Source organism: Pseudomonas trivialis, assembly GCF_001439805.1.
GTDB classification, from domain to species: domain Bacteria; phylum Pseudomonadota; class Gammaproteobacteria; order Pseudomonadales; family Pseudomonadaceae; genus Aquipseudomonas; species Aquipseudomonas trivialis.
In genome coordinates, this window is sequence record NZ_JYLK01000014.1 from 151,729 (window position 1) to 171,675 (window position 19,947).

15 protein-coding genes and 1 pseudogene are annotated in these 19,947 nt (G+C 63.1%); 9 read left to right on the forward strand and 7 right to left on the reverse strand.

Annotated features, from left to right (window positions below; genetic code table 11):
• The first annotated feature begins 28 nt into the window (after positions 1-28).
• From TU79_RS19330 to TU79_RS19360, 7 genes are all read left to right on the forward strand, one after another.
• Complete coding sequence (locus TU79_RS19330; RefSeq protein WP_057009502.1) at positions 29-1,510, forward strand: efflux transporter outer membrane subunit; 1,482 nt, start codon at positions 29-31, stop codon at positions 1,508-1,510.
• Complete coding sequence (locus tag TU79_RS19335) at positions 1,507-2,625, forward strand: efflux RND transporter periplasmic adaptor subunit (protein ID WP_057009503.1); 1,119 nt, start codon at positions 1,507-1,509, stop codon at positions 2,623-2,625. The genes TU79_RS19330 and TU79_RS19335 overlap by 4 nt, the downstream gene beginning before the upstream one ends.
• On the forward strand, positions 2,622-5,690 hold the full coding sequence (locus TU79_RS19340) for an efflux RND transporter permease subunit (protein WP_057009504.1): 3,069 nt from the start codon (positions 2,622-2,624) through the stop codon (positions 5,688-5,690). Before TU79_RS19335 ends, TU79_RS19340 begins: the two co-directional genes overlap by 4 nt.
• Complete coding sequence (locus tag TU79_RS19345) at positions 5,687-6,925, forward strand: alginate lyase family protein (protein WP_057009505.1); 1,239 nt, start codon at positions 5,687-5,689, stop codon at positions 6,923-6,925. The genes TU79_RS19340 and TU79_RS19345 overlap by 4 nt, the downstream gene beginning before the upstream one ends.
• Positions 6,926-7,151: 226 nt before the next feature.
• Positions 7,152-8,375, forward strand: coding sequence for a pectate lyase family protein (locus TU79_RS19350; protein WP_057009506.1), 1,224 nt, complete (start codon positions 7,152-7,154; stop codon positions 8,373-8,375).
• Positions 8,375-9,961: a rhamnogalacturonan lyase B N-terminal domain-containing protein gene (locus tag TU79_RS19355; protein WP_057009507.1), complete on the forward strand. Its 1,587-nt coding sequence runs from the start codon at positions 8,375-8,377 to the stop codon at positions 9,959-9,961. Before TU79_RS19350 ends, TU79_RS19355 begins: the two co-directional genes overlap by 1 nt.
• A gap of 157 nt (positions 9,962-10,118) precedes the next feature.
• The gene (locus TU79_RS19360; protein WP_057009508.1) at positions 10,119-11,747 is read left to right on the forward strand and encodes a methyl-accepting chemotaxis protein; all 1,629 of its coding nucleotides are present in this window, start codon (positions 10,119-10,121) and stop codon (positions 11,745-11,747) included.
• Here the strand turns inward: TU79_RS19360 and TU79_RS19365 are convergent.
• Entirely contained in the window at positions 11,737-13,059 is a 1,323-nt protein-coding gene (locus TU79_RS19365) for an APC family permease (RefSeq protein ID WP_057009509.1), read from the reverse strand. The two genes, TU79_RS19360 and TU79_RS19365, sit on opposite strands and share 11 nt — an antisense overlap.
• A 195-nt stretch (positions 13,060-13,254) precedes the next feature.
• Here TU79_RS19365 and TU79_RS19370 point away from each other — a divergent pair, with 195 nt between their 5' ends.
• A complete protein-coding gene (locus tag TU79_RS19370) occupies positions 13,255-14,031 on the forward strand; it encodes a hypothetical protein (RefSeq protein WP_057009510.1) in 777 nt (258 codons plus the stop codon).
• 40 nt (positions 14,032-14,071) lie between these two features.
• On the opposite strand, the gene TU79_RS19375 is transcribed toward TU79_RS19370, so the two are convergent.
• A complete protein-coding gene (locus tag TU79_RS19375) occupies positions 14,072-14,890 on the reverse strand; it encodes an NAD(P)H-dependent oxidoreductase (protein WP_057009511.1) in 819 nt (272 codons plus the stop codon).
• A gap of 84 nt (positions 14,891-14,974) precedes the next feature.
• Here TU79_RS19375 and TU79_RS19380 point away from each other — a divergent pair, with 84 nt between their 5' ends.
• Positions 14,975-15,895, forward strand: a complete 921-nt coding sequence (locus tag TU79_RS19380; RefSeq protein WP_057009512.1) for a LysR family transcriptional regulator — start codon at positions 14,975-14,977, stop codon at positions 15,893-15,895.
• A 44-nt stretch (positions 15,896-15,939) separates the two neighbouring features.
• On the opposite strand, the gene TU79_RS19385 is transcribed toward TU79_RS19380, so the two are convergent.
• The 5 genes and pseudogenes from TU79_RS19385 to TU79_RS19405 all read right to left on the reverse strand — a co-directional run bounded on the left by TU79_RS19385 (position 15,940) and on the right by TU79_RS19405 (position 19,857).
• Positions 15,940-16,581, reverse strand: a complete 642-nt coding sequence (locus TU79_RS19385) for a glycoside hydrolase family 25 protein (RefSeq protein ID WP_057009513.1) — start codon at positions 16,579-16,581, stop codon at positions 15,940-15,942.
• Between the two features lie 120 nt (positions 16,582-16,701).
• Positions 16,702-16,896, reverse strand: a pseudogene (locus tag TU79_RS19390) (ABC transporter substrate-binding protein); the annotation flags it as partial.
• Between the two features lie 65 nt (positions 16,897-16,961).
• A complete protein-coding gene (locus tag TU79_RS19395) occupies positions 16,962-18,239 on the reverse strand; it encodes an NAD(P)/FAD-dependent oxidoreductase (protein ID WP_057009515.1) in 1,278 nt (425 codons plus the stop codon).
• 69 nt (positions 18,240-18,308) lie between these two features.
• A complete protein-coding gene (locus TU79_RS19400; protein WP_231986918.1) occupies positions 18,309-19,151 on the reverse strand; it encodes a GNAT family N-acetyltransferase in 843 nt (280 codons plus the stop codon).
• A 37-nt stretch (positions 19,152-19,188) separates the two neighbouring features.
• On the reverse strand, positions 19,189-19,857 hold the full coding sequence (locus TU79_RS19405; RefSeq protein ID WP_057009517.1) for a haloacid dehalogenase type II: 669 nt from the start codon (positions 19,855-19,857) through the stop codon (positions 19,189-19,191).
• Positions 19,858-19,947 lie beyond the last annotated feature (90 nt).

Below are 19,947 nucleotides of genomic sequence, written 5' to 3' on the forward strand. Positions count from 1 at the left end.
CCTACCCCGACTTTCGCGAACCGATGCTATGCCGACCACCGCACCGCTGTCCAAGCCTATCAAGCTGCCTGAACGCCTCTGTGCGGTTTTGCTGCTGAGCGGCGCGCTGACCGCTTGTTCACTGGCGCCTGCCTACCAGACGCCAGCGCTGCCGGTGCCGGGCAGTTGGACCGACGCACCGGTAACCGCCCTGACGCCCACCACGCAAAACCCCGTGGAGCCACTGTCCGGCGAAGAAACACAACTGCTGGCCGGGCTGGATAGCTCGGCGCAGTTGCCCCATTTGGTTGAGCAGGCGCTGGCCTACAACCGCGACCTGCGCCTGGCGATGTTGCGCGTCGAGCAGGCCCGCGCCGAGTACGGCGGGTCCCGTGCAGAGCGCCTGCCCACCGTCGGCCTGGGGCTGCAACGCAACCGCCAGCACCTGCATGACGAAGCCGCCGACGAGCGCTACGGGCAGGACATCGCGGTGGCATCCGTGGGCATTTCGGACTTCGAACTGGACTTTTTCGGCCGTGTCCGCAGCCTCTCCGACGCGGCCCGGCATGATTACCTGGCCACGCGCTACGGCGCTCTGGCCGCGCGCAAGGCGTTGATCGTCGAGGTGGCGCGCCTGTATTTGCAGGCGCGCTTGCAGGCCGGCATCCAGCTCGACACCCAGTCCATCCTCGACCACCACAACCAACTGTTGCACCTGTTCGACGGTCAGCAACGGGCGGGGCTGGTGGCCCAGGACACGGTCGACACGCAGCGCCTGCGGGTGCGCCGCGCCGCCCTGCAAGCGCAGGATGCACGCGCCGGGCATGAACGCGCCGTGCAGGCACTGTCGTGGGTCAGCGGCTATCAGGTTGCACCGTCAACGCCAGCGACCCTCGGTCCCTCGGTGGACCTGAGCACCCCGCCGTGGCTGGTCGACCTGCCCTCGCAACGGCTGTTGCAGCGCTCCGATGTGCGCCAGTGCGAAGAGGCGCTGCGTGCCGCCAATGCCAACATCGGTGCCGCCCGTGCGGCGTTTTTTCCCTCGATCACCTTGAGCACCGGCGCCGGCATCGCCAGCCCGCACTTGAGCAGCCTGTTCGCCTCCGGCAGCGGCGCCTGGCTGTTCACGCCGCAACTGAACCTGCCGCTGTTCGACGGCGGGCGCAATCAGGCCAATCTTGACCTGGCCCACGTACGCCAACAGGCAGCCGTCGCCCAGTACGAAAAGACCGTGCAGGACGCCTTTCGCGACATCGCCGACCTGCTGAGCCAGCGCCGGCAAGCCCTGGCCGCTGCCGCCACGCAGGTCGAGGTGGCGGCCTTGACCGCAGCGCAGGTCAGGCGCGTCGAGCAGCAGATTGCCGTCGGTGCGGCAGCGCAAATGGAGCAGCCGGTTGCCGCGATTCGGCTCGCCGAGTCCACCCTCCAGCTGCGCAACGCCGCGTACCCCGTGTTGTTCAATCGCCTGGCGCTGTATCGCGCGCTGTCGGGCGCACCGTTGGCCTCCTTTGCAGACAGGGTTTCACCATGAACGCGACCACCTCCCCGCTTCGCCGCTGGGCCCATTATCTGCTGCTTGGCCTGACCTGCCTGGGTGTGGCGGCCTGTTCGCGCGAAGAGCCGCTGCCGGAGCCGGCCGTGAGGTCGGTGAAAGTCACCCGCGTGCACGCCGCGGACGCCGAGGGCCTGCCGTTGACCGGCGTGGTGCGCCAGCGTCAGCGTGCCGAACTGGCCTTTGAAGGCGCGGGACGCCTGGTCGCGTTGAATGTCGACGTGGGCGACCTGGTGAAACAGGGCCAGGTGCTTGCGAGCCTGGACAGCGCGGTGGTGCAACTGCGCCTGAAGCAGGCGCAGGCCACGCTGTTTGCCAGCGTCGCGCAGACCGGCGAGCGCAAGCGCAACCGGCTGCGCCAACAACAGCTGTTTGCCCAGGGCAGCGTCGCCGCCAGCGCCGTGGAGCAAGCCGAAACGGCCTGGCAAGCGGCTGTCGCGCAACAGGCGGCGGATGAAACGGCGCTGGACCTGGTGCGCCGCGATCAGCGCCAGGGTCAGCTCATTGCGCCGTTCAACGGACGCATCGTGGCGCGCACGGCGCAGCTGTACAGCGAGCTGTCGCCGGGCCAGGCGGTGATGGAACTGGAGGCCACCGACGCGGCGCAGGTCATCGTGCCCATCCCGGTGGAACAGGCCATCGGCCTCAAACCGGGAGACCGCGCCGTCGCCACCGACCCGAGCGCGCCCGGCTCCAGCCTGCCGCTGGTGCTGGAAGGCCTGTCGATGCGCGCGCAGAACGGCGTGCTGCAAAGCGCACGCTTTCGCCTGCTCGCCAACGATCTTGCGCTGCCCAGTGGCGTGAACCTCACGGTAAATCTGGTGAGTGGCGCCCCGCTGCCGCTGTCGATTCCGACTCAGGCGCTGCGCGTCGGCGCCGACCCCAGGCAGGTGCAGGTATTCGTGTATGACCCGGCCTTGGGCAAGGTCACGCTGCGCGACATCCGCATCGGCCTGATCGACCAGGGCCGCGTCGCCATCGACGCGGGCCTGGCGGAAGGCGAACAGGTGGTGACCACCGGCGTTGCGTTTCTCGACGACGGTCAGCCCGTCAACCTGCTGCAATCGTCCAGCCGCTTGAGTGTCACCCAATGAGCAACCTGACTCTGCATGCCTTGAATGCCAGCCGCCTGACGTTATTCAGCGCCCTGCTGATTCTGCTGGCGGGCGTGGCCACCTTCCTGGGTTTCCCGACCCAGGAAGAACCGTCGGTCACCGTCCGCGATGCGCTGGTGAGCATCCAGTTCCCGGGGCTGCCCAGCGAGCGCGTGGAAGAACTGCTGGCGCGGCCCACCGAAGAAAAACTGCGCGAGTTGCCGCAGATCAAAACCATCGCCACCACAATCCACCCCGGCAGCGTGGTCATTCAGGTGACCGCCCGCGACGACATCAAGGACCTCGGCGTGCTGTGGCAACAGGTGCGCAACAAGGCGACCGAGGCCGGTGCAAGCTTTCCGCCGGGCACCCAGGGGCCGTTTGTGGATGACAATTTCGGTCGGGTCGCCGTGGCTTCCATTGCCGTCACCGCGCCTGGCTACAGCATGAGCGAGATGCGCGGGCCGCTCAAACGCCTGCGCGACCAGTTGGGCGGGCTGCCCGGCATCGGCCAGGTGACGTTGCACGGCGTGCAGGAACAGCAGCTGTCCATCGACTTCAACCCGCAGCGCCTGGCGGGGCTGGGCCTGTCGCCGCAGCAGCTGTTCCAGCAGTTGCAGCAACAGAACGTGCTGGCGCCCGGCGGCATCGCCGAGATCGGCGGGCAGAGCACGACCCTCACCGTCACCGGCGAACTGCTCGGCGTGGAGCAACTGCGCCAGTTGCCGATCCAGTTGCCGGGCGTCGCCGGCGGTGCGCAGTCAGTCGCGCTCGGCGCCATCGCGCAGGTGTCGGTGATGGCCGCCGACCCGCCGCAGACCGCCGCGATCTATCAAGGCGAGGACGCGGTGGTGCTGGCCGTGTCCATGGCGGCCGGGCAGAACATCCAGCAGTTCGGCGCCGCGCTGCGCAGCCGTCTGGCGCAGTTGGAACCGCAATTGCCGCTGGGGTTTGCCACCCACGTGGTGACGTTCCAGGCGGATGTGGTCGATCAGCAGATGAGCAAGATGAAGCACGTGATGATCGAGACGGTGGTCATCGTGATGGCGGTGGTGATGCTGTTTCTCGGCTGGCGCACCGGGCTGGTGGTGGGCGCCATCGTGCCGTTGACCATTCTCGGCACCTTGATTGCCATGCGCATGCTCGGCGTCGAACTGCAGACCGTGTCGATTGCGGCGATCATCCTCGCCCTCGGTTTGCTGGTGGACAACGGCATCGTGATCGCGGAGGACATCGAACGCCGCCTGCATGCCGGCGAGGCGCGGCGCCAGGCCTGCGTGGAGGCCGGACGCACCCTGGCGATTCCGTTGCTGACCTCGTCGCTGGTGATCGTGCTGGCGTTCTCGCCGTTCTTTCTGGGCCAGACCAGCACCAACGAATACCTGCGCTCGCTGGCCATCGTGCTGGCGCTGACGCTGCTCGGCTCGTGGCTGCTGAGCATCACGGTGACGCCGTTGCTGTGCCTGTATTTCACCAGGGTCGCGCCCAGCGAGGCGGCGGACGAGGGTTACGACAGCGGCTTTTACCGTGGCTATCGCGCGGTGATCAGCCGCGTGTTGCAGCACAAGCTGCTGTTCCTGATGGCGATGCTGGTGCTGCTGGCCGCCGCCGTGTTCGAGCTGATGCGCGTGCCCTATGACTTTTTGCCGCAGTCGGACCGCTTGCAGTTCCAGGTGCCGATCACCCTGGAGCCGGGCAGCGGTTCGCGCAAGACCCTGCAAAGCGTGCGCGAGATCAGCCTGTGGCTGAGCAAGGAGCCGGCGGTGGTCGACAGCATCGGCTACGTCGGCGACGGCGGGCCGCGCATCGTGCTGGGCCTCAACCCACCGCTGCCGGCACCGGAAACCGCGTACTTCACCGTCAGCGTCAAGGCCGGCAGCGACATCGATGCGGTGATCGCCAACGTGCGCCGCTACCTGCTCAAGCAACACCCGGAACTGCGCGCCGAGCCCAAGCGGTTTTCCCTGGGCACCACCGAGGCCGGCGTGGCGATCTATCGCATCATCGGCCCGGATGAAAACGTATTGCGCACCCTCGCTGCGCAGATCGAAGCCGCCCTGCTGCAGGTGCCGGGCACGCTGGATGTGCGCGACGACTGGAGCACGCGGCTCACGCGCTACACCGTTGAGGTCGATCAGCCCGGCGCACGCCGCGCCGGCGTGGACACCCAGGCCATCGCCCAGGCCCTGCAACTGCATTTTGGCAGCCTTCAGGTTTCGTCCCTGCAGGACGGTGAAACCCGCGTGCCGCTGGTGGTGCGCGAGCCAGCGTCGGTGAACGGGACCGCGCCCGACCTGCGCGGGATTCTGGTGTATCCGGCCGACGGCTCGACGCCCGTGCCGCTGACGGCGATTGCACAGATTCGGGCGTCCAGCGAGCCGTCGACCCTGGTGCGCCGCAATCAGGAGCGGGCAATCACCGTGGTCGGGCAAAACCCGGGGTTGACGGCCACCTCCATCGTCGAACGGCTCGCGCCACAAGTGGCCGCCCTGCGCCTGCCGCCCGGCTACCGGATTGAGCTGGGCGGCGAGATCGAAGATTCGGCGGAGGCCAACCAGGCGCTCCTGCAATACCTGCCCCACGCGCTGGTGGCCATGCTGTTGCTGTTCGTCTGGCAATTCAATTCGCTGCGCAAGGTGCTGATCGTGGTCTCGGCGATCCCTTTCGTGTTGATTGGCGTGGCGGCCGCGCTGCTGATCACCGGCTACCCGTTCGGCTTCATGGCCACGTTCGGTCTGCTGTCACTGGCGGGAATTATCGTGAACAACGCGGTGCTGCTGCTCGAGCGCATCGAAGCGGAACTGCATGACGGCCTGGCGGTGCACGACGCGGTGGTGAATGCCGCCGTCAAACGCCTGCGCCCCATCGTCATGACCAAACTGACCTGCATCATCGGGCTGGTCCCGCTGATGCTGTTTGCCGGGCCGCTATGGGAAGGCATGGCGATCACCCTGATGGGCGGTCTGGCGCTTGGCACCCTGGTCACGCTGGGACTGATCCCGGTGCTTTACGTAGTGCTGTTCACGCAGCGCAGGATTCCACACACAGAGGCGACAACACGATGAACGTTCTGCTCAAGGCAACGCGCGGTATCCAGCAATTATCCAAAGGGGCCGTGCTGCTCGGCGCGCTGTCGGTGAGTCTCGGCGCCCACGCCTCCACCCCCCACACCGGCACGTTCGTGCACCCGGGCCTGCTGCAGACGCAGCAGGACTTCACGCGTATCCGCGAAAAAATCGTCAACCATAATCATCCCTGGCTGGAGGGCTGGCGGAAGCTGATCGACAACAAGCACGCGTCACTGACCTGGCAAGCCAACCCGGTGCCGGTGGTTTATCGCACGGCGAACGGGCCGAACAATTACAACAAGCTGTTCAACGACGCCGCCGCAGCCTATGCCCTGGCCCTGCGCTGGCAGATCTCGGGCGATGCGGCGTATGCCGACAAGGCGGTGAATATCCTCGACCAGTGGGCCTCCACGCTCACCAGCATCCAGGGCGAAAACGGCAGGTCCCTGGCGGCAGGCTTGTATGGTTACCAGTTGGCCAATGCCGGGGAAATCCTGCGCGGCTACCCGAAGTGGAAAGCTGAGGACTTTCATCGATTTCAAAACATGATGCTCACGGTGTTCTACCCCATCAACCATGACTTTCTGGTGCATCAGGACGGCATGCTGCCGGATCACCACTGGGCCAACTGGGACCTGGCGAACATGAACTCGATCCTGGCCATCGGCGTGCTGACTGATCGGCGTGATCTCTATAACGAAGCCATCGACTACTTCAAGCACGGGGCCGGCAATGGTGCCATCGAACACGCGGTGTGGAAGCTCTACCCCGAGGGCCTGGGCCAGGTCCAGGAAAGCGGCCGCGACCAGGCCCACACCATGCTCGACATTGCCCTGCTCGGCAGCTTCTGCCAGATGGCCTGGAGCCAGGGCGATGACCTGTTCGGCTACCAGAACAACCGCGTGCTGCAAGGCGCCGAATATGTGGCCAAGTACAACCTGAACCATGAAGTGCCGTTCACCACGTTTATCAACAGCGCGTTCAAACAGAAGGTGATCTCGCCCGACAAGCGTGGCGAGGTCCGTCCGATCTGGGAATTGCTCTACAACCACTACGTGGTGCTCAAGGGCCTCAATGCGCCGTATGTAAAAGCGTTCGCGCAGAAGGTCCAGCCCGAAGGCGGTGGCGGCGATTACGGCCCCAACAGCGGCGGTTACGATCAGTTGGGGTATGGGACCTTGCTGTATTCGCTGGGGGAGTATGGTGTGACCAGGGCTGAACTGGTGCCGTGAGGCAGGCGTTGTGGCAATCGAGCTTGTTGTAGGAGCAGTTTTTCTTGGCAAACGGGCTTGTTGTGGCGAGCGGGCTTGCCACAACACGCTTTTTAGCCACAGCGCCGGCTTGGCCGCAACTGAACAACAGCTGAAGAACAGCGCAATCGGTTTCAAACCATTTGATAAATCCCCCCGGGTATTTGGATGATGGCCGGCCTGCGGTAGGCCACTCAGGAACATGCCGATGATGCGTCGAAATTCTTTTGTGCTCTGCCTGTGTTTGCTGGCGGTGCCGCTGTGCCACGCCGCTGCGACGCCTCAGGGTTTTGCCCAGGGCGTCAGCGGCGGCGGACAGGCTGTCGCCGTGCACCCCGCCACCCCGGCCGAGTTGAAAGCCGCCCTGTGCGACCGCTTCGATGCACGCGGCAACTGCACTGACACCACGCCGCGCGTGATCGCCCTGGACCATACATTCGACTTTCGCGGCGCCGTGGTGACCGACGGCAGCGCCCGGGTGACCGAGGCCGGTTGCATGGCCAACGCCTGCCCCAAGGGCGGTGGCCAGTGGGCCATCGACGGCGCCAACCATTTTTGCCAGTCCAAACCGCCGGCCACGGTAAGCTATGACAAGGCCGGCCTGCAGCGCCTGAAGGTCGGCTCGAACAAGACGCTGCTGGGTGTGGGCGCCCATGCCGGGATCCAGGGCATGGGCTTGTTGATCGGCGGCGGCGCGCGCAATGTCATCGTGCGTAACCTCACGCTCTCGGACATTAACCCCCGCGTGGTCTGGGGCGGCGATGCGCTGACCCTGGACGATGCCGACGGCGTGTGGATCGACCACAACACCTTCGCGCGAATCGGCCGGCAGATGATCGTGAGCGGCTGGGGCAGCGCCACCCACGTGACGATTTCCAACAATGAATTCGATGGTCGCACGCCCTATTCAGCGACCTGTGACGGTCACCACTACTGGGTCTGGCTGTTTCTTGGCCACCACGACACCCTGACGCTGGTGGGCAACTACGTGCACGACACCTCGGGCCGTGCGCCTCACGCCGGCGGAATGGGCGACGCCGAGGTGCATGCACAACTGGTCAACAATGTGTTCGTCCACTTGACGTACCAGGGCGCGATCATGTCGCGCACCGACAGCGCCCATCTGCTGGTGGAAGGCAATGTCTTCGACGACGTGTCGCACCCGCTGTTCAACGATACGCGCCAGCCCGGCACCGCCTTCGCCCTCTTCGCCCCCGCCGCCGATAACGCGTGCCAGGCAGCCATCGGCAGGCTCTGTGTGCCGAACCAGCAGCATCAGAGTGGCGACGATTATCGCCCGCAGGACGCGGCGGCACTGCAAGCGTTCAGTCAATACCGCCAGTACCTCGTGGCACCGCAGCCGCCCGACAGGGTACGCCTGCAGGTGCCCCGTGATGCCGGTGCGGGCCATATGAACCTGGAGAAAGGCTGATGCGACGTCTCATGCTGATCGTGCTGTGCACCCTGGCGGCCCAGGCCCACGCCGCCGGTTTCGGCTTTACCCGCAGTGACGCGCGCATCGTGGTCGACACCGGCGCCAACCTGGTTTTCAGCGTGGACACGCGCAACGGCGATCTGGTCTCGATGCGCTATCGCGGCAACGAACTGCAGACCACCGAACCCAAGGCTTCGCAGATAGCTTCGGGCCTTGGCAGCGCACAGGTGGAGGCACGCACCGTGGGCGATGTGATTGTGATCAGCGCACGGTCGGGTGAGCTGATCCACTACTACCTCGCCAACAAAGGCCGCGCGGCGATCTACATGGCGACCTACGCGCCGACCCTGCTGCCGGTGGGCGAGCTGCGCTTTGTGGCGCGGCTGAATGTCAGCAAGCTACCCAAGGCCCAGCGTGGCACCGACTCCAATGTCGGCACGGCCATCGAAGGCAAGGACGTGTTTTTGCTGGCCGATGGGCGCACCAGTTCCAAGTTCTACTCGGCGCAACCCATGATCGATGACCCCCTGCACGGCGTCAAAGGCCCGGGGGTGGCGGTGTACATGCTGATGGGCAACCGCGAGCTGAGCGCGGGTGGCCCGTTCTTCAAGGACATTGCCACGCAGAAAACCCCGGTCACCCACGAGCTGTACAACTACATGTTCTCCAACCACACCCAGACCGAGCGCTTTCGCGGCGGCCTGCACGGCGTCTACGGCCTGCTGTTCACCGACGGTGACGCGCCCGGCGCAGCGTTGACCGACCTGGGGTTCGTCGACAATCATCTCGGGCTTGCCGGCTTTGTGGGCAGCGCAGAACGCGGTGCCGTCGCCGGCCAGGTTGGCGGCGTGGCCCATGGACTGCCGGCGGTGGTGGGCCTGAGCAATGCCAACGCCCAATACTGGGCGCGGGCCGACGGCAGCGGGCGGTTTCAGTTGACGGGGGTTCGACCGGGGCATTACCGCATGACGCTGTATCAGGGCGAACTTGAGGTGGCGCAGAGCTGGGTGGATATCAGCGCAGGCGCTACCAGCCAGGCGAGCGTGCAGGCGCATCCGCTGGCGGGCGAGGTGAAATGGCAGATCGGCCTACCCGATGGCACACCGACCGGGTTTCTCAATGCGCATCTGCTGGCCTCCGCGCACCCCAGTGATGCACGCATGAAGCCATGGGAGCCGGTCACCTACCGCGTCGGCACCGACAGGCCCGACGCCTTCCCCGCTGCGCAGTGGCGAGACGTCAACAGCCCCACGCGCATCCAGTTCGTGCTGGCCGCCAATGAGCTGCGCGCCTGCCGCCTGCGCCTGTTCATCTCGTTGGCTCAAGCCGGTGGGCGCCCGACGGTGAGCGTGAATCAGCAGTGGACGGCGCCGGTGCCGCAGGCGTCCAACCAGCCCGACAGCCGTGGCATCACCCGCGGGACTTATAGAGGCAACAATACGGTGTTCGAAGTCAGTGTTCCGGCCACGGCACTGCGTGTGGGGGTAAATACCCTGGAGGTTGGCGTTGCATCGGGCAAAACCGGCCAGGGTTTTCTGAGCCCAGGCGTTGTGTTCGACAGCGTGCAGTGGGTGCAGGAGTGAGATTTTGTGAATGCCGAAACAATTGGATATCTAATTATCATTGACTAACTCGACGCTTTGAAAATCAAAAACAGTCTTTTACAAGAACTTAAAGTTCCCAACAACTATGTCGATATTAATTCCATGAGCGAATGCGCACACACCTGAGGAATTAATAATGCTTTTGCGAAAACTAAATCTCGCACCGCGATCTGCTGTTTGTTTCGGTTTTTTCTGCCTGATCATTATTGCGATGGGATTGCTCGCCCTCAGGCAGGCCGGACTGCTGAGAACAGCAGAAAAGTATGTCGAAACCAACGTATTGCCCAGCGTCCAACTACTGGGCCAGTTGGACCGGGAGTTCGTAACCATTCGAGGCAACAACGCCAGGGTGCGCAACCCCATCGAGCCCCAGGAGCGCCGTACCAAGGCGGTCAGCGATATCCAGCAATCGCGGCAGTTGATCGATCAATATGCGCAGTCCTTGAAAAACCTTATTGTCACGCCGCGAGGCCAGGAAGCGTTTGCACATTTACGCGAAGTACAAGCCGACTATTTCAAGACTCAAGACAATTACCTTGCCCTGGTGAGCGCACAACAACTGGAAGGTGCAGTCGCCATATCAAACGGGCCAATGAAATTAGCGGCGGATAATGTAGAAACTGCATTAAAGGCGCTTATCAGCGTTAACCAGGACAAAGCAAAAAAAGCCGGACAGGATGCCGATGACGTTTATGCGCAAACACTGATGATCGTCGGCGTGTTCCTGCTCCTGTCGATAACCGCCTCATTACTGCTGGCCTGGCTTTACACCCGCAGTCTCACGGTGCCGATCAATCAATCCCTGCTGATGGCCCAACGCATCGCCGCCAATGACTTGAGCCAGCGTATTGAGGTGGAAGGTTCCGATGAAGCGGCGCAACTGTCAAAAGCCATCGCCACCATGCAGTCCAATCTGCGTGACGCACTGGCGCTGATCGGCGACTCCTCCACGCAACTGGCGGCCACTTCCGAAGAAATGCACGCCGTGACCGAGGGCGCGTCGCGCACCATCCAGCGGCAGAACCATGAAATCGAAATGGCGGCCACCGCCGTCACCGAAATGACCGCCGCCGTGGAGGAAGTCGCAGGCAATGCGGCCACCACCTCCGAGCTGACCGCGCAATCCAGCTCGGCTGCCATCGCGGGGCGCAATCAGGTGAACGACACCGTCGCGGCCATCAACCTGATGGTCGCCAACGTGCAGTCCACCTCCGGTGAAGTGCAAGTGCTGGCGACCATGGCCAATGACATCAGCAAGGTGCTGGACGTGATCCGGGCGATTGCCGAGCAAACCAACTTGCTGGCCTTGAACGCCGCCATTGAAGCCGCGCGCGCCGGTGAAGCCGGTCGTGGCTTCGCGGTGGTGGCCGATGAAGTGAGAGCCCTGGCCCATCGCACGCAGAAATCCACCCAGGAAATCGAGCAGATGGTCAGCTCGATCCAGACGGGCACAGGCAATGCGGTGTCGTCGATGAACCAGACCAGCGTTCAAGCCAGCCAGACCCTGGAAATGGCCAATGGCGCCGGTAAGGTGCTGGGCGACATCACCGAATCGCTGAGTCAGATCAACGAGCGCAACCTGATGATTGCCACCGCCGCCGAGGAACAAGCCCAGGTCGCACGGGAAGTGGATCGCAACCTGGTGAGCATCCGCGACTTGTCCAGCGAAGCAGCAGAGGGCTCAAGCCAGACGGCAATTGCCACGGCCGAGCTGACCAAACTGGCGACCGACCTCAATCAGCTGACCCGACAGTTCAAGCTTTAGGTCGGGTCGCCAGCCGGTTGCAGCCGTACAACGCCATCCCCAACAGCAGCAGCGCCCCGCCCCGCAACCAGGTGTCGAGGCTCTGCTGGCTGAGCAGCAGCAGGCACGACACAATCGCCAGCACCGGCACCCAGGTGGGCACGCGAAAATGGTCGACGTCGAGGGTGTCACGACGCAGTACCAGCACCGCCAGATTCGTGCTCAGAAACACAAAGAGCAGCAACAGCACCACCGTCTGCGCCAAGGCCGCCAGGGTGCCGGTCAACGTCAAGGCAATGGCCACCAGGCTGCTGGCGATGATTGCCACCCAGGGCGTACGCCGCTTGGGCAGCACCCGCGACAGCGGCTCGGGCAACAGGCCCAGGCGGGCCATGCCGTAGGTGAGGCGGCTGGCCATGATCATGGTCAGCAGCGCGCCGTTGGCCACCGCCACCAAAGCAATGAACGCAAACAGTCTGGGCGGTATGTTCAAGCCTGACGCGCGCACCACTTCCAGCAACGGCGCCGACGTCGCCATCAGCCGGTCCATCGGCAGCACGGTGGAGGCGGCGACGCCTACCGCCATGTAAACGATGCCCGCCGTGACCAGCGCGCCGAACAGCGCACGCGGGTACACCTTGCGCACGTCTCGGATTTCCTCGGCGAGGTTGGCCGATGTCTCGAAGCCGACAAACGAATAGAACGCCAGCAACGCCGCGCCAAGCACGGCGAGCATCGGGTTGATGCCGGGCTTGAACTCGAACGCGCGGCCCAGGTTGGCTTCGCCCGCCTGGAAACACCAGGCGGCCGCGACCACCACCAGCAACAGCCCGGACAGTTCGATGGCCGTCATGAGCATGTTCGCGCCCAGGGACTCCTTGATCCCGCGCGCATTGAGCAGCGCAATGACTACCAGAAAGATCAGCGCAGCCAGATGGGGCGAGATATCGATGAACGCTGCCAGGTAGTCGCCGGCAAACGCCAGCGAAAGCCCGGCGGCACTGGTCACCGCGGCGGCGAGCATGCTGAAGCCCACCAGAAAGGAAATCAGCGGCGACTTGAAAGCCTTTTCGGCGAAGACTGACGCGGCGCCCGCGTGCGGGTACTTGGTCACCAGCTCCGCGTAGGAGCCGGCGGTGAGCATGGCGAAGAACAGCGCCACCAGCAGCGGCACCCAGATCGCCCCGCCCACCTCGCCTGCAATAGTGCCGGCCAGCGCATAGACGCCGGCGCCGAGCACGTCACCCAGAATGAACAGAAACAGCATCGGGCCAGTGATGGCCCGGCGCAGGGACGGTTTGGACGATGCGCGATTGCTGGGCGATTGGGTCATGGGCGGCTCTGGCGGCAGGTTGTGGGGGCATCCTTTGTGGAGGACTGTTGCGCGGTTGAAGTTCCATCAGGATGGCGACGCGGCAGGCAACTGAGGCGCGCTTGTGCAGTTCGTCGCCTCGCATCGCACAATCATCACACTGCGACTACTGTATGGATGAACAGCTAAAACACACCTCACTTAAGGACAAGTACCATGACCGACGATCTGAAGCAGTCAGGCTCCACCACCACTTCGCAGGCCACGGTCTCACTGGAACAGGCGAAAACCGGCCGGGTGCTGGATTTCACCTGGGCGCCCAACACCCACACCACGACCACCATCCTTTCGGCGGACTGTGTCGACTATCGGGTCGACACCTCCCAGGGCAGCCCGACGGGCAACAGCCACTCCATTGCGCGGCTTACCTATGTGCAGGGCAATGGCGGCGGCCAGATCGGTACGCTGTACCTCGAAGAATTGCGCACGGGCGTACGCACCCACACCCGGATCGGGTTATTGGTAGGTCGCAAGTGGGTATTGGACTCCGACGCAGACACCGCCGGCAGCATCGGCACCTATGTGGTCGAGCAATTTGATGACATGCGCGCCAGCGTCAATTACGTGGGCGCCTTCGCCCGCGTGTTCGCCGACCCCAGGATGGTGACCTACCACGCCGGTGGCCACGTGCACACCAACACCTCGATCACCGGCAGTCGCCCCCTGACCATGGCCGATTCAGGCAAATCGATTCTGGTCATCAGCAACACCGACGTCACCCTGACCATAGGTGAGGAAGTGACCGAAGGGTTCAAGGTGACGCTGATCCAGGCCGCCGCCGGCAAGATCAACCTCGCCGCTGCGGGCGACCATACGCTTTACAGCAACGCCGGCAGCCGCATGAACACGCTCAATCCACTGGACGAGCTGGAAATCAGCTCCTTTCCCGCAGGCCCGGTGTTTCTGGCCTTTCGGGTCAGGCCTGCTGCTTAACGGTCGGGGCGCGCTGGCAAGGAGGGCTTCTTCTTAACCATCACCGGGTGCAGGCCGCCCCTTGTCTTAAGCCCTCGCTGCCCTCACGGGCATGGATGCCCAGATCGTGACGGCCCGGTGCAAGATGCGGCCTGAGCGTCAGTGCAGGAATGTCATAGTCCCCGGCATTCTGGCGACGAAACGGCAAAGGCTGATCGATGAACAGGTTATCCAGCCGAGCAGCATAGGCCGCGCAGAGCTGTTCGAACCGGGCGGCGTCCATTTTGCCGGTTTTATAGATGGGCAAGGGCGGCACGACGGTGAATCCCGGATAAAAAAGTACCCCGTGCTGGATGGGGAACAGCAGGTCGTCCAGCGCCCCGTTTACCCCTCGGCCACTGTAATGCGAGGCCCATCCGCCCATGGTGACCACCAGCATTGCACGCTTTCCTGCCATGCTGCCTTCGCCATAGCGATCACCCCAGTGGCTTTCGCTATGTTCGCCGACGCCATAGGCAAATCCATAGGCGTAGACGCGTTCGACCCACCCCTTGAGGATTGCCGGCATTGAGAACCACCACAGTGGGAATTGAAAGATCACGGCGTCTGCCCAGAGCAATTTGGCCTGCTCCTGCGCGATATCTGCAGGCTGGGTGCCGGCAGCAAATACACGCTGCGATTCCAGCGCAGGGTTGAACGGATTTTCGTCGTCGTAGCCGGGGGCGTCTTCCTGATCAATGGGCGCCTTCCAATGCATGGCATATAAATCCGAGACCTTGACCTCGTGACCTGCTGTTTTCAGGTGAGCGATCGCAAAATCCTTGAGCGAACCATTGAGTGAACGGGGCTCGGGGTGGGCATAGATCAGCAGTAGCTTCATGGGGGGCTCCGAATTCATGTATTGCTCACGGTAACCACGAATCCGATATCATGAAAATTAATTTCAGAAACAGTTGGTATTTACATGAACAATACCCTGCGCCGGCTGGATCTTAATTTGCTTGTGACGCTGGATGCGCTCCTGTCCGAACAAAACGTCACACGAGCGGCCCGATTGCTCAATCTTGCTCAACCGACGGTGAGCCTGCAATTGGGACGGCTAAGAGAGGTTCTGGGCGATCCCTTGTTATTGCCCGGCCCCCGTGGGATGTCGCCTACCGAACGCGCTCGTGAATTGCGCGGGCCACTGCGTGAAGCGCTGGTAGCCCTGGAAAACGCGCTGAGCCCAGTCGCTGCTTTTGACCCCGCAGTGTCCAATCAGACGTGGAGGATTGCTGCCAGTGACTACGCGACCACTGCTCTGGTCTGGCCATCCCTGGCGCTGCTCAGGCGCCTGGCGCCGAATACCCGCTTGGCGCTATTGAACAAACATCCCGCCAACCTCGCCAATGATCTTGAAAACGGCCAGCTCGACCTGGCGTTGCACACGCGCGATGAAGCGTCGCCAAAACTGCGTCAGCGCTCGTTAGTTCACGACCGCTATGTGCTTGCAGGGCGACGCGGTCACCCCTCTTTGGCAACCAGGCTATCGCTCAAAGCGTTCTGCGGGCTTGAACACGCCGTCATGTCACCCAATGGCGCGGGGTTCGTCGGGAGTACTGACCACGCTTTGGCAGCTAAAGGCCTGGAGCGACGGGTCGTATTGTCGGTGTCCAATTTCAACTCACTCGTCTCAGCATTGGCGCACAGCGACCTGGTCGCGGTGGTACCTGAAAGGCTGGTGCGAGATGAGCCAGCCCTTCATGTCCAGGCGCCTCCGCTTGCCATCCCGGGTTTTGAAATGCTGATGTTATGGCCTGAACGGCTGCATCGAGATCCTGCCCATAGATGGCTACGCGAGCTCATCGCGTCAACGTTGGAGACAGCCGCCAACTCAGCCAGCTGAGTCATACCAAAACGAGCGCGCGGCGACGCCGGTGCTGCTTGCGATCAAGGCCTGACCCAGTTCAGATCCACCGCCCCCCGGATCCCGTCAACCTGTCCCTTGCTGCTGTGTTGCCACCATTGCCAGCTCTTGCCCTGCTTGCTCCATGTGTCCGGCACAGTGGGCTCGGCGACGTTCCAGTTGGCGATCCACAGCGGGCATTCACTGAAGTCATATTGGCGCCAGGCCACGCGGTTGTTCCAGATGTTGGGCGAGGCATAAATATGCGGATAGGCCCCCTCCAGCAGCGAAACCCGAACAAGCGTCACCAACTGGAACAGGGCATCCGCCATCTGATCCGCAGTGGCGCCTTCGTTGCGATTGGTCTCGACATCAATGGCCAAAATGTCCTGCCCGAGCTTGAAGTCCACCTCGGCGAGGCGCGCCTTGATATTGGCCAGTTGCTCGCACGGCGTGCTACTCAACGCGCGGAAATAGTGGTAAACCCCGGCCTTCAAGCCGTTCGCCTTCATCCCCTGGAAGTTCTCGACAAATGTGGGATCGGTGTAGTCGCCGCCCTCGGTCATCTTGGCTATCGCATGGGTGATGCCGGCGCCCGCCACGCACGCCCAGTCGATGTTGCCCTGCCAGCGCGACACGTCGATACCGCGTGCGTTTTCATTCTTGATCGGTTCTTCACAACTCATCGCTGCGCTCCATGGTGGGTATCTGGTCGTCGCATCTTTTCATCCGCGATCAGCCCAGATGCACTATCGGAGTACCGCTTCCTGGACGGCGCCGAATTGACGTTCAGGGTTACGCTCGCAGATGAACACCGGTACGCCAATGCCGCAATGATCGTGCACCAGTGTCTGCCTGTCGGCGTACAGGGTGCCGCGCCTGGCGTCATCGGTTTCGGCACGGGCCAGCAACAGCAACTGGTCGAATTGCTCGTTCTTCCAGGCGGACTCGTTCCACTGGGCGTTTGCCTTGAAGAACGGTGAAAACATCACGTCGGCGTCGCGAACGACGGTGATGCCAACATCAATGTGACTGGCGTGCAGCGTGCAACGATCCAGGTCGCGGCTTAGCGCACCAGGTCCTGAAACCGGTAATAGGCGCCCACCAACGGCAGAAACCATGGGTTGCCGAAATGCCCCGGGATAGCGGGCCAATTAAAGTCCCGCCATGGGTTGAGGTCGGCACGACCATCGAGCACCTCGGCCATGATCGCGCCCATGTAGGTCGCCATATGCATGCCGTGGCCGCTGTACCCCATGGAGTAGAACAACCCGTCGTGCTCACCGGCACGGGGCAGCCGGTCACGGGTCATGTCCACCATGCCTCCCCAGCAGTAATCAATGCGCGTACCGCTCAGCTCGGGGAAGATATCGAGCAACGCTTTTTGCAGGATGGCGCCGCTTTTCGCGTCGGAGGCAGGGTTGGACGTGGCAAAGCGCGCACGGCCACCGAACAGCAAACGGTTGTCCGGCGTGATGCGAAAGTAGTTCACGAAGTTTTTCGTATCGGTGTACATGCGCCGACTCGGCACCAGACGGTCGAGCAACTCGACGGACAAGGGCTCGGTGACAATGATAAAAGCCCCCACCGGCACGATGCGTCGGCGAAACCAGGAAAGCGGCCCAACGGCAGACGTGCCGGTCGCCAGCAAAACCTGTTTGGCACGCACCTCGCCGCGTGGCGTCTTCACCTGATGCACGGTGCCTGTCTGACGGGACAGGCCAAGCACCGGCGCCTGTTCGTAGATGCGCACGCCACGCCGGGCGGCGGCCTCGGCGAGCCCCTGGCCATAGCGGCCCACGTGCATGCCGGCACTCTTGCCGAAGAGCAGCCCACCAAAATAACGGCCTGTGCCGACTTCGCCGCTCAACTGCTCGCGCGTCAGCATGGAGGTGTCGGGGTCGCACTCCTGTGCCATGAGCGCCTGGGACCGGGCCAGCTTGTCGAAGTGCTCAGGCTTTGCCGCCAGCTTGAGCTTGCCGACGCGCTTGAAACTGCAGTCAATGTTCTCTTCCGTGATCAGTGACTCCACTTTACTGACGCCAGCGTCAAAGGCGCGATACAGCAGGTTGGCGCGCTCGCGTCCGATAGCGGTCGATAGCGCGTGGTAGTCCTGCGCAAAGCCGTTATTGCACATCCCGCCATTGCGTCCGGACGCTGCGTTGCCGACCCGCCCGGCCTCGAACACCGCGACCCTTGCGCCCTTTTTGGCCAGCGCGATGGCCGCAGACAGGCCGGTAAACCCGGCGCCGACGATTGCCACGTCGACCTCACCACTGGGCGCGTCACGCTCACCCGCGGCAAAGCTGGGAGCGGTGTCCAGCCAATACGGCATCATCTTCATACGCAACATCCATCCTCTGAGGGTAATTGAGCCATTGGCGCCATGCAGGCTTTGCGGCGGTTGACGGGGTCAGCCGATCGACTGGTTGGACAGGGCAAACAAACGCGCGTCCGTTTCAGCAGTGTTCGGTAGAGCTTGCGTGGTGCGCACCATGGGTGTGGCATGACCCACGCAGGGCAAGCCGTTTTCGCTCAGCCAGGGTGACAAGCCACTGTCTTGGGTCACGTCGAGGCGAATGAAACGGTCTCGATGAGCCTCGACGAATGCCGCGACAAGCGCTTTGGCGTCCGGCACCGCCTCTGGCCCACTAGCGATCACCGGACCGATTACCACGCCACGGCCCCATTCGCGCGCGCAGGCATAAGCCGCCACGCCATCACCGTGATCGACGACGAGGAGGCTGCCGATGTCGAACAAGTGACTTAACAATGCGCTGCGATCCCTGCCAGTGGCAGCCCTGTCCAGCTGTCGCACCGACTGCTCATCCTCGACCTGCATGAACCTGACATGCGCCCCATCAAGGGCGGCAAAATGAGACGCCTGATCCAGCAACGCCTGATGCTGATAAATCTGCCCGTGGGCGATGAACCCCAGGCGCGTATACAGCGCCAGGCCCTCTTGAGTGGAATCGAGCAGCAGCGTTCGCTCGCCGGTGCGCCGCAACAAACCGTCCATCAGCGCGCGCCCGATGCCCTTGCCTTGCAGGGCTGATGACACAATGATCATGCCTGCCGTGGCGTGGCTTTCGCCTTGCGGCCACCACAGCGCAGTGCCGACCAGTTGGCCTTCTGCCTCCACCGCGAGACCGGCGCCGAGTTCAAAGGCAAAGCGCCAGTCAGCCTCACGGTACGGCCACGCCAAGGCGCGTGAGAGATCGACCGCCTGCGGTAGATGATCTGCGCGCAAGGGCATCAATCGGGGGGACGCAGCATGCCGGGTTGTCATGGGGCTAGAGTCCGACCAGGCCTGGCAGCCCGCCAATATCCGGGATCTGGTGGTAGCCAAAGGCAGCGTTCGCCGGCTGTTCATGCCCACGGGCAACGAACGCCTTGTGCTTGATTTTCATGTCGTGGGCCGACATCAGGTCGTAACGAAAACTTGAGGACACATGCAACACATCCTCCGGCCCGCAGCCCAGGTTATCGAGCATGAATTCGAACGCCGCCAGGCGCGGTTTATAGGCCTGCGCCTGCTGGGCGGTAAAGACTTTATGGAAGGGGGCGCCAAGCTTGTCGACGTTGTGCATGATCTGCTCGTCCATGGCGTTGGAAAAAATCACCAGGGGAATCTTGCCGGCAATTTTTGCCAGCCCTGCAGGTACGTCCGCGTGGGGACCCCAGGTTGGTACGGCGTCGTAGTACAGCTGGCCTTCTTCGCGATATTCAATGCCCCAGCGCTTGCACGTGTGCGCCAGGGCTGTCTTGAGAATCTCGTCATAGGGGCGCCAGTCGCCCATCACCTGGTCCAGTCGATGGGCTGCGAAGTCTTTGATGAACTGATCCATCCGCTCGGCCGGGACGCGATCGGCGAAAAACTCGCGCGTCAGGGCAGCGGTTTTGAAATTGGTCAACGTGCCGTAGCAGTCGAAAGTAATGTACTTGGGGCGAAGAAAGCTCATGAGTGCAGTCCTGAGTGAGTAATGAGGTCGCAACGGGTCAAGCCTTTACTCGGGGCACACGGCGGTCTGTGATGGATCTATTGAAACACC

Bases quoted from the DNA above. Each gene is read 5' to 3' on its own strand.
- TU79_RS19330 (WP_057009502.1), top strand. From the start codon at position 29: ATGCCGACCACCGCACCGCTGTCCAAGCCTATCAAGCTGCCTGAACGC.
- TU79_RS19335 (WP_057009503.1), top strand. From the start codon at position 1,507: ATGAACGCGACCACCTCCCCGCTTCGCCGCTGGGCCCATTATCTGCTG.
- TU79_RS19340 (WP_057009504.1), top strand. From the start codon at position 2,622: ATGAGCAACCTGACTCTGCATGCCTTGAATGCCAGCCGCCTGACGTTA.
- TU79_RS19345 (WP_057009505.1), top strand. From the start codon at position 5,687: ATGAACGTTCTGCTCAAGGCAACGCGCGGTATCCAGCAATTATCCAAA.
- TU79_RS19350 (WP_057009506.1), top strand. From the start codon at position 7,152: ATGATGCGTCGAAATTCTTTTGTGCTCTGCCTGTGTTTGCTGGCGGTG.
- TU79_RS19355 (WP_057009507.1), top strand. From the start codon at position 8,375: ATGCGACGTCTCATGCTGATCGTGCTGTGCACCCTGGCGGCCCAGGCC.
- TU79_RS19360 (WP_057009508.1), top strand. From the start codon at position 10,119: ATGCTTTTGCGAAAACTAAATCTCGCACCGCGATCTGCTGTTTGTTTC.
- TU79_RS19365 (WP_057009509.1), bottom strand. From the start codon at position 13,059: ATGACCCAATCGCCCAGCAATCGCGCATCGTCCAAACCGTCCCTGCGC.
- TU79_RS19370 (WP_057009510.1), top strand. From the start codon at position 13,255: ATGACCGACGATCTGAAGCAGTCAGGCTCCACCACCACTTCGCAGGCC.
- TU79_RS19375 (WP_057009511.1), bottom strand. From the start codon at position 14,890: ATGAAGCTACTGCTGATCTATGCCCACCCCGAGCCCCGTTCACTCAAT.
- TU79_RS19380 (WP_057009512.1), top strand. From the start codon at position 14,975: ATGAACAATACCCTGCGCCGGCTGGATCTTAATTTGCTTGTGACGCTG.
- TU79_RS19385 (WP_057009513.1), bottom strand. From the start codon at position 16,581: ATGAGTTGTGAAGAACCGATCAAGAATGAAAACGCACGCGGTATCGAC.
- TU79_RS19395 (WP_057009515.1), bottom strand. From the start codon at position 18,239: ATGAAGATGATGCCGTATTGGCTGGACACCGCTCCCAGCTTTGCCGCG.
- TU79_RS19400 (WP_231986918.1), bottom strand. From the start codon at position 19,151: ATGCCCTTGCGCGCAGATCATCTACCGCAGGCGGTCGATCTCTCACGC.
- TU79_RS19405 (WP_057009517.1), bottom strand. From the start codon at position 19,857: ATGAGCTTTCTTCGCCCCAAGTACATTACTTTCGACTGCTACGGCACG.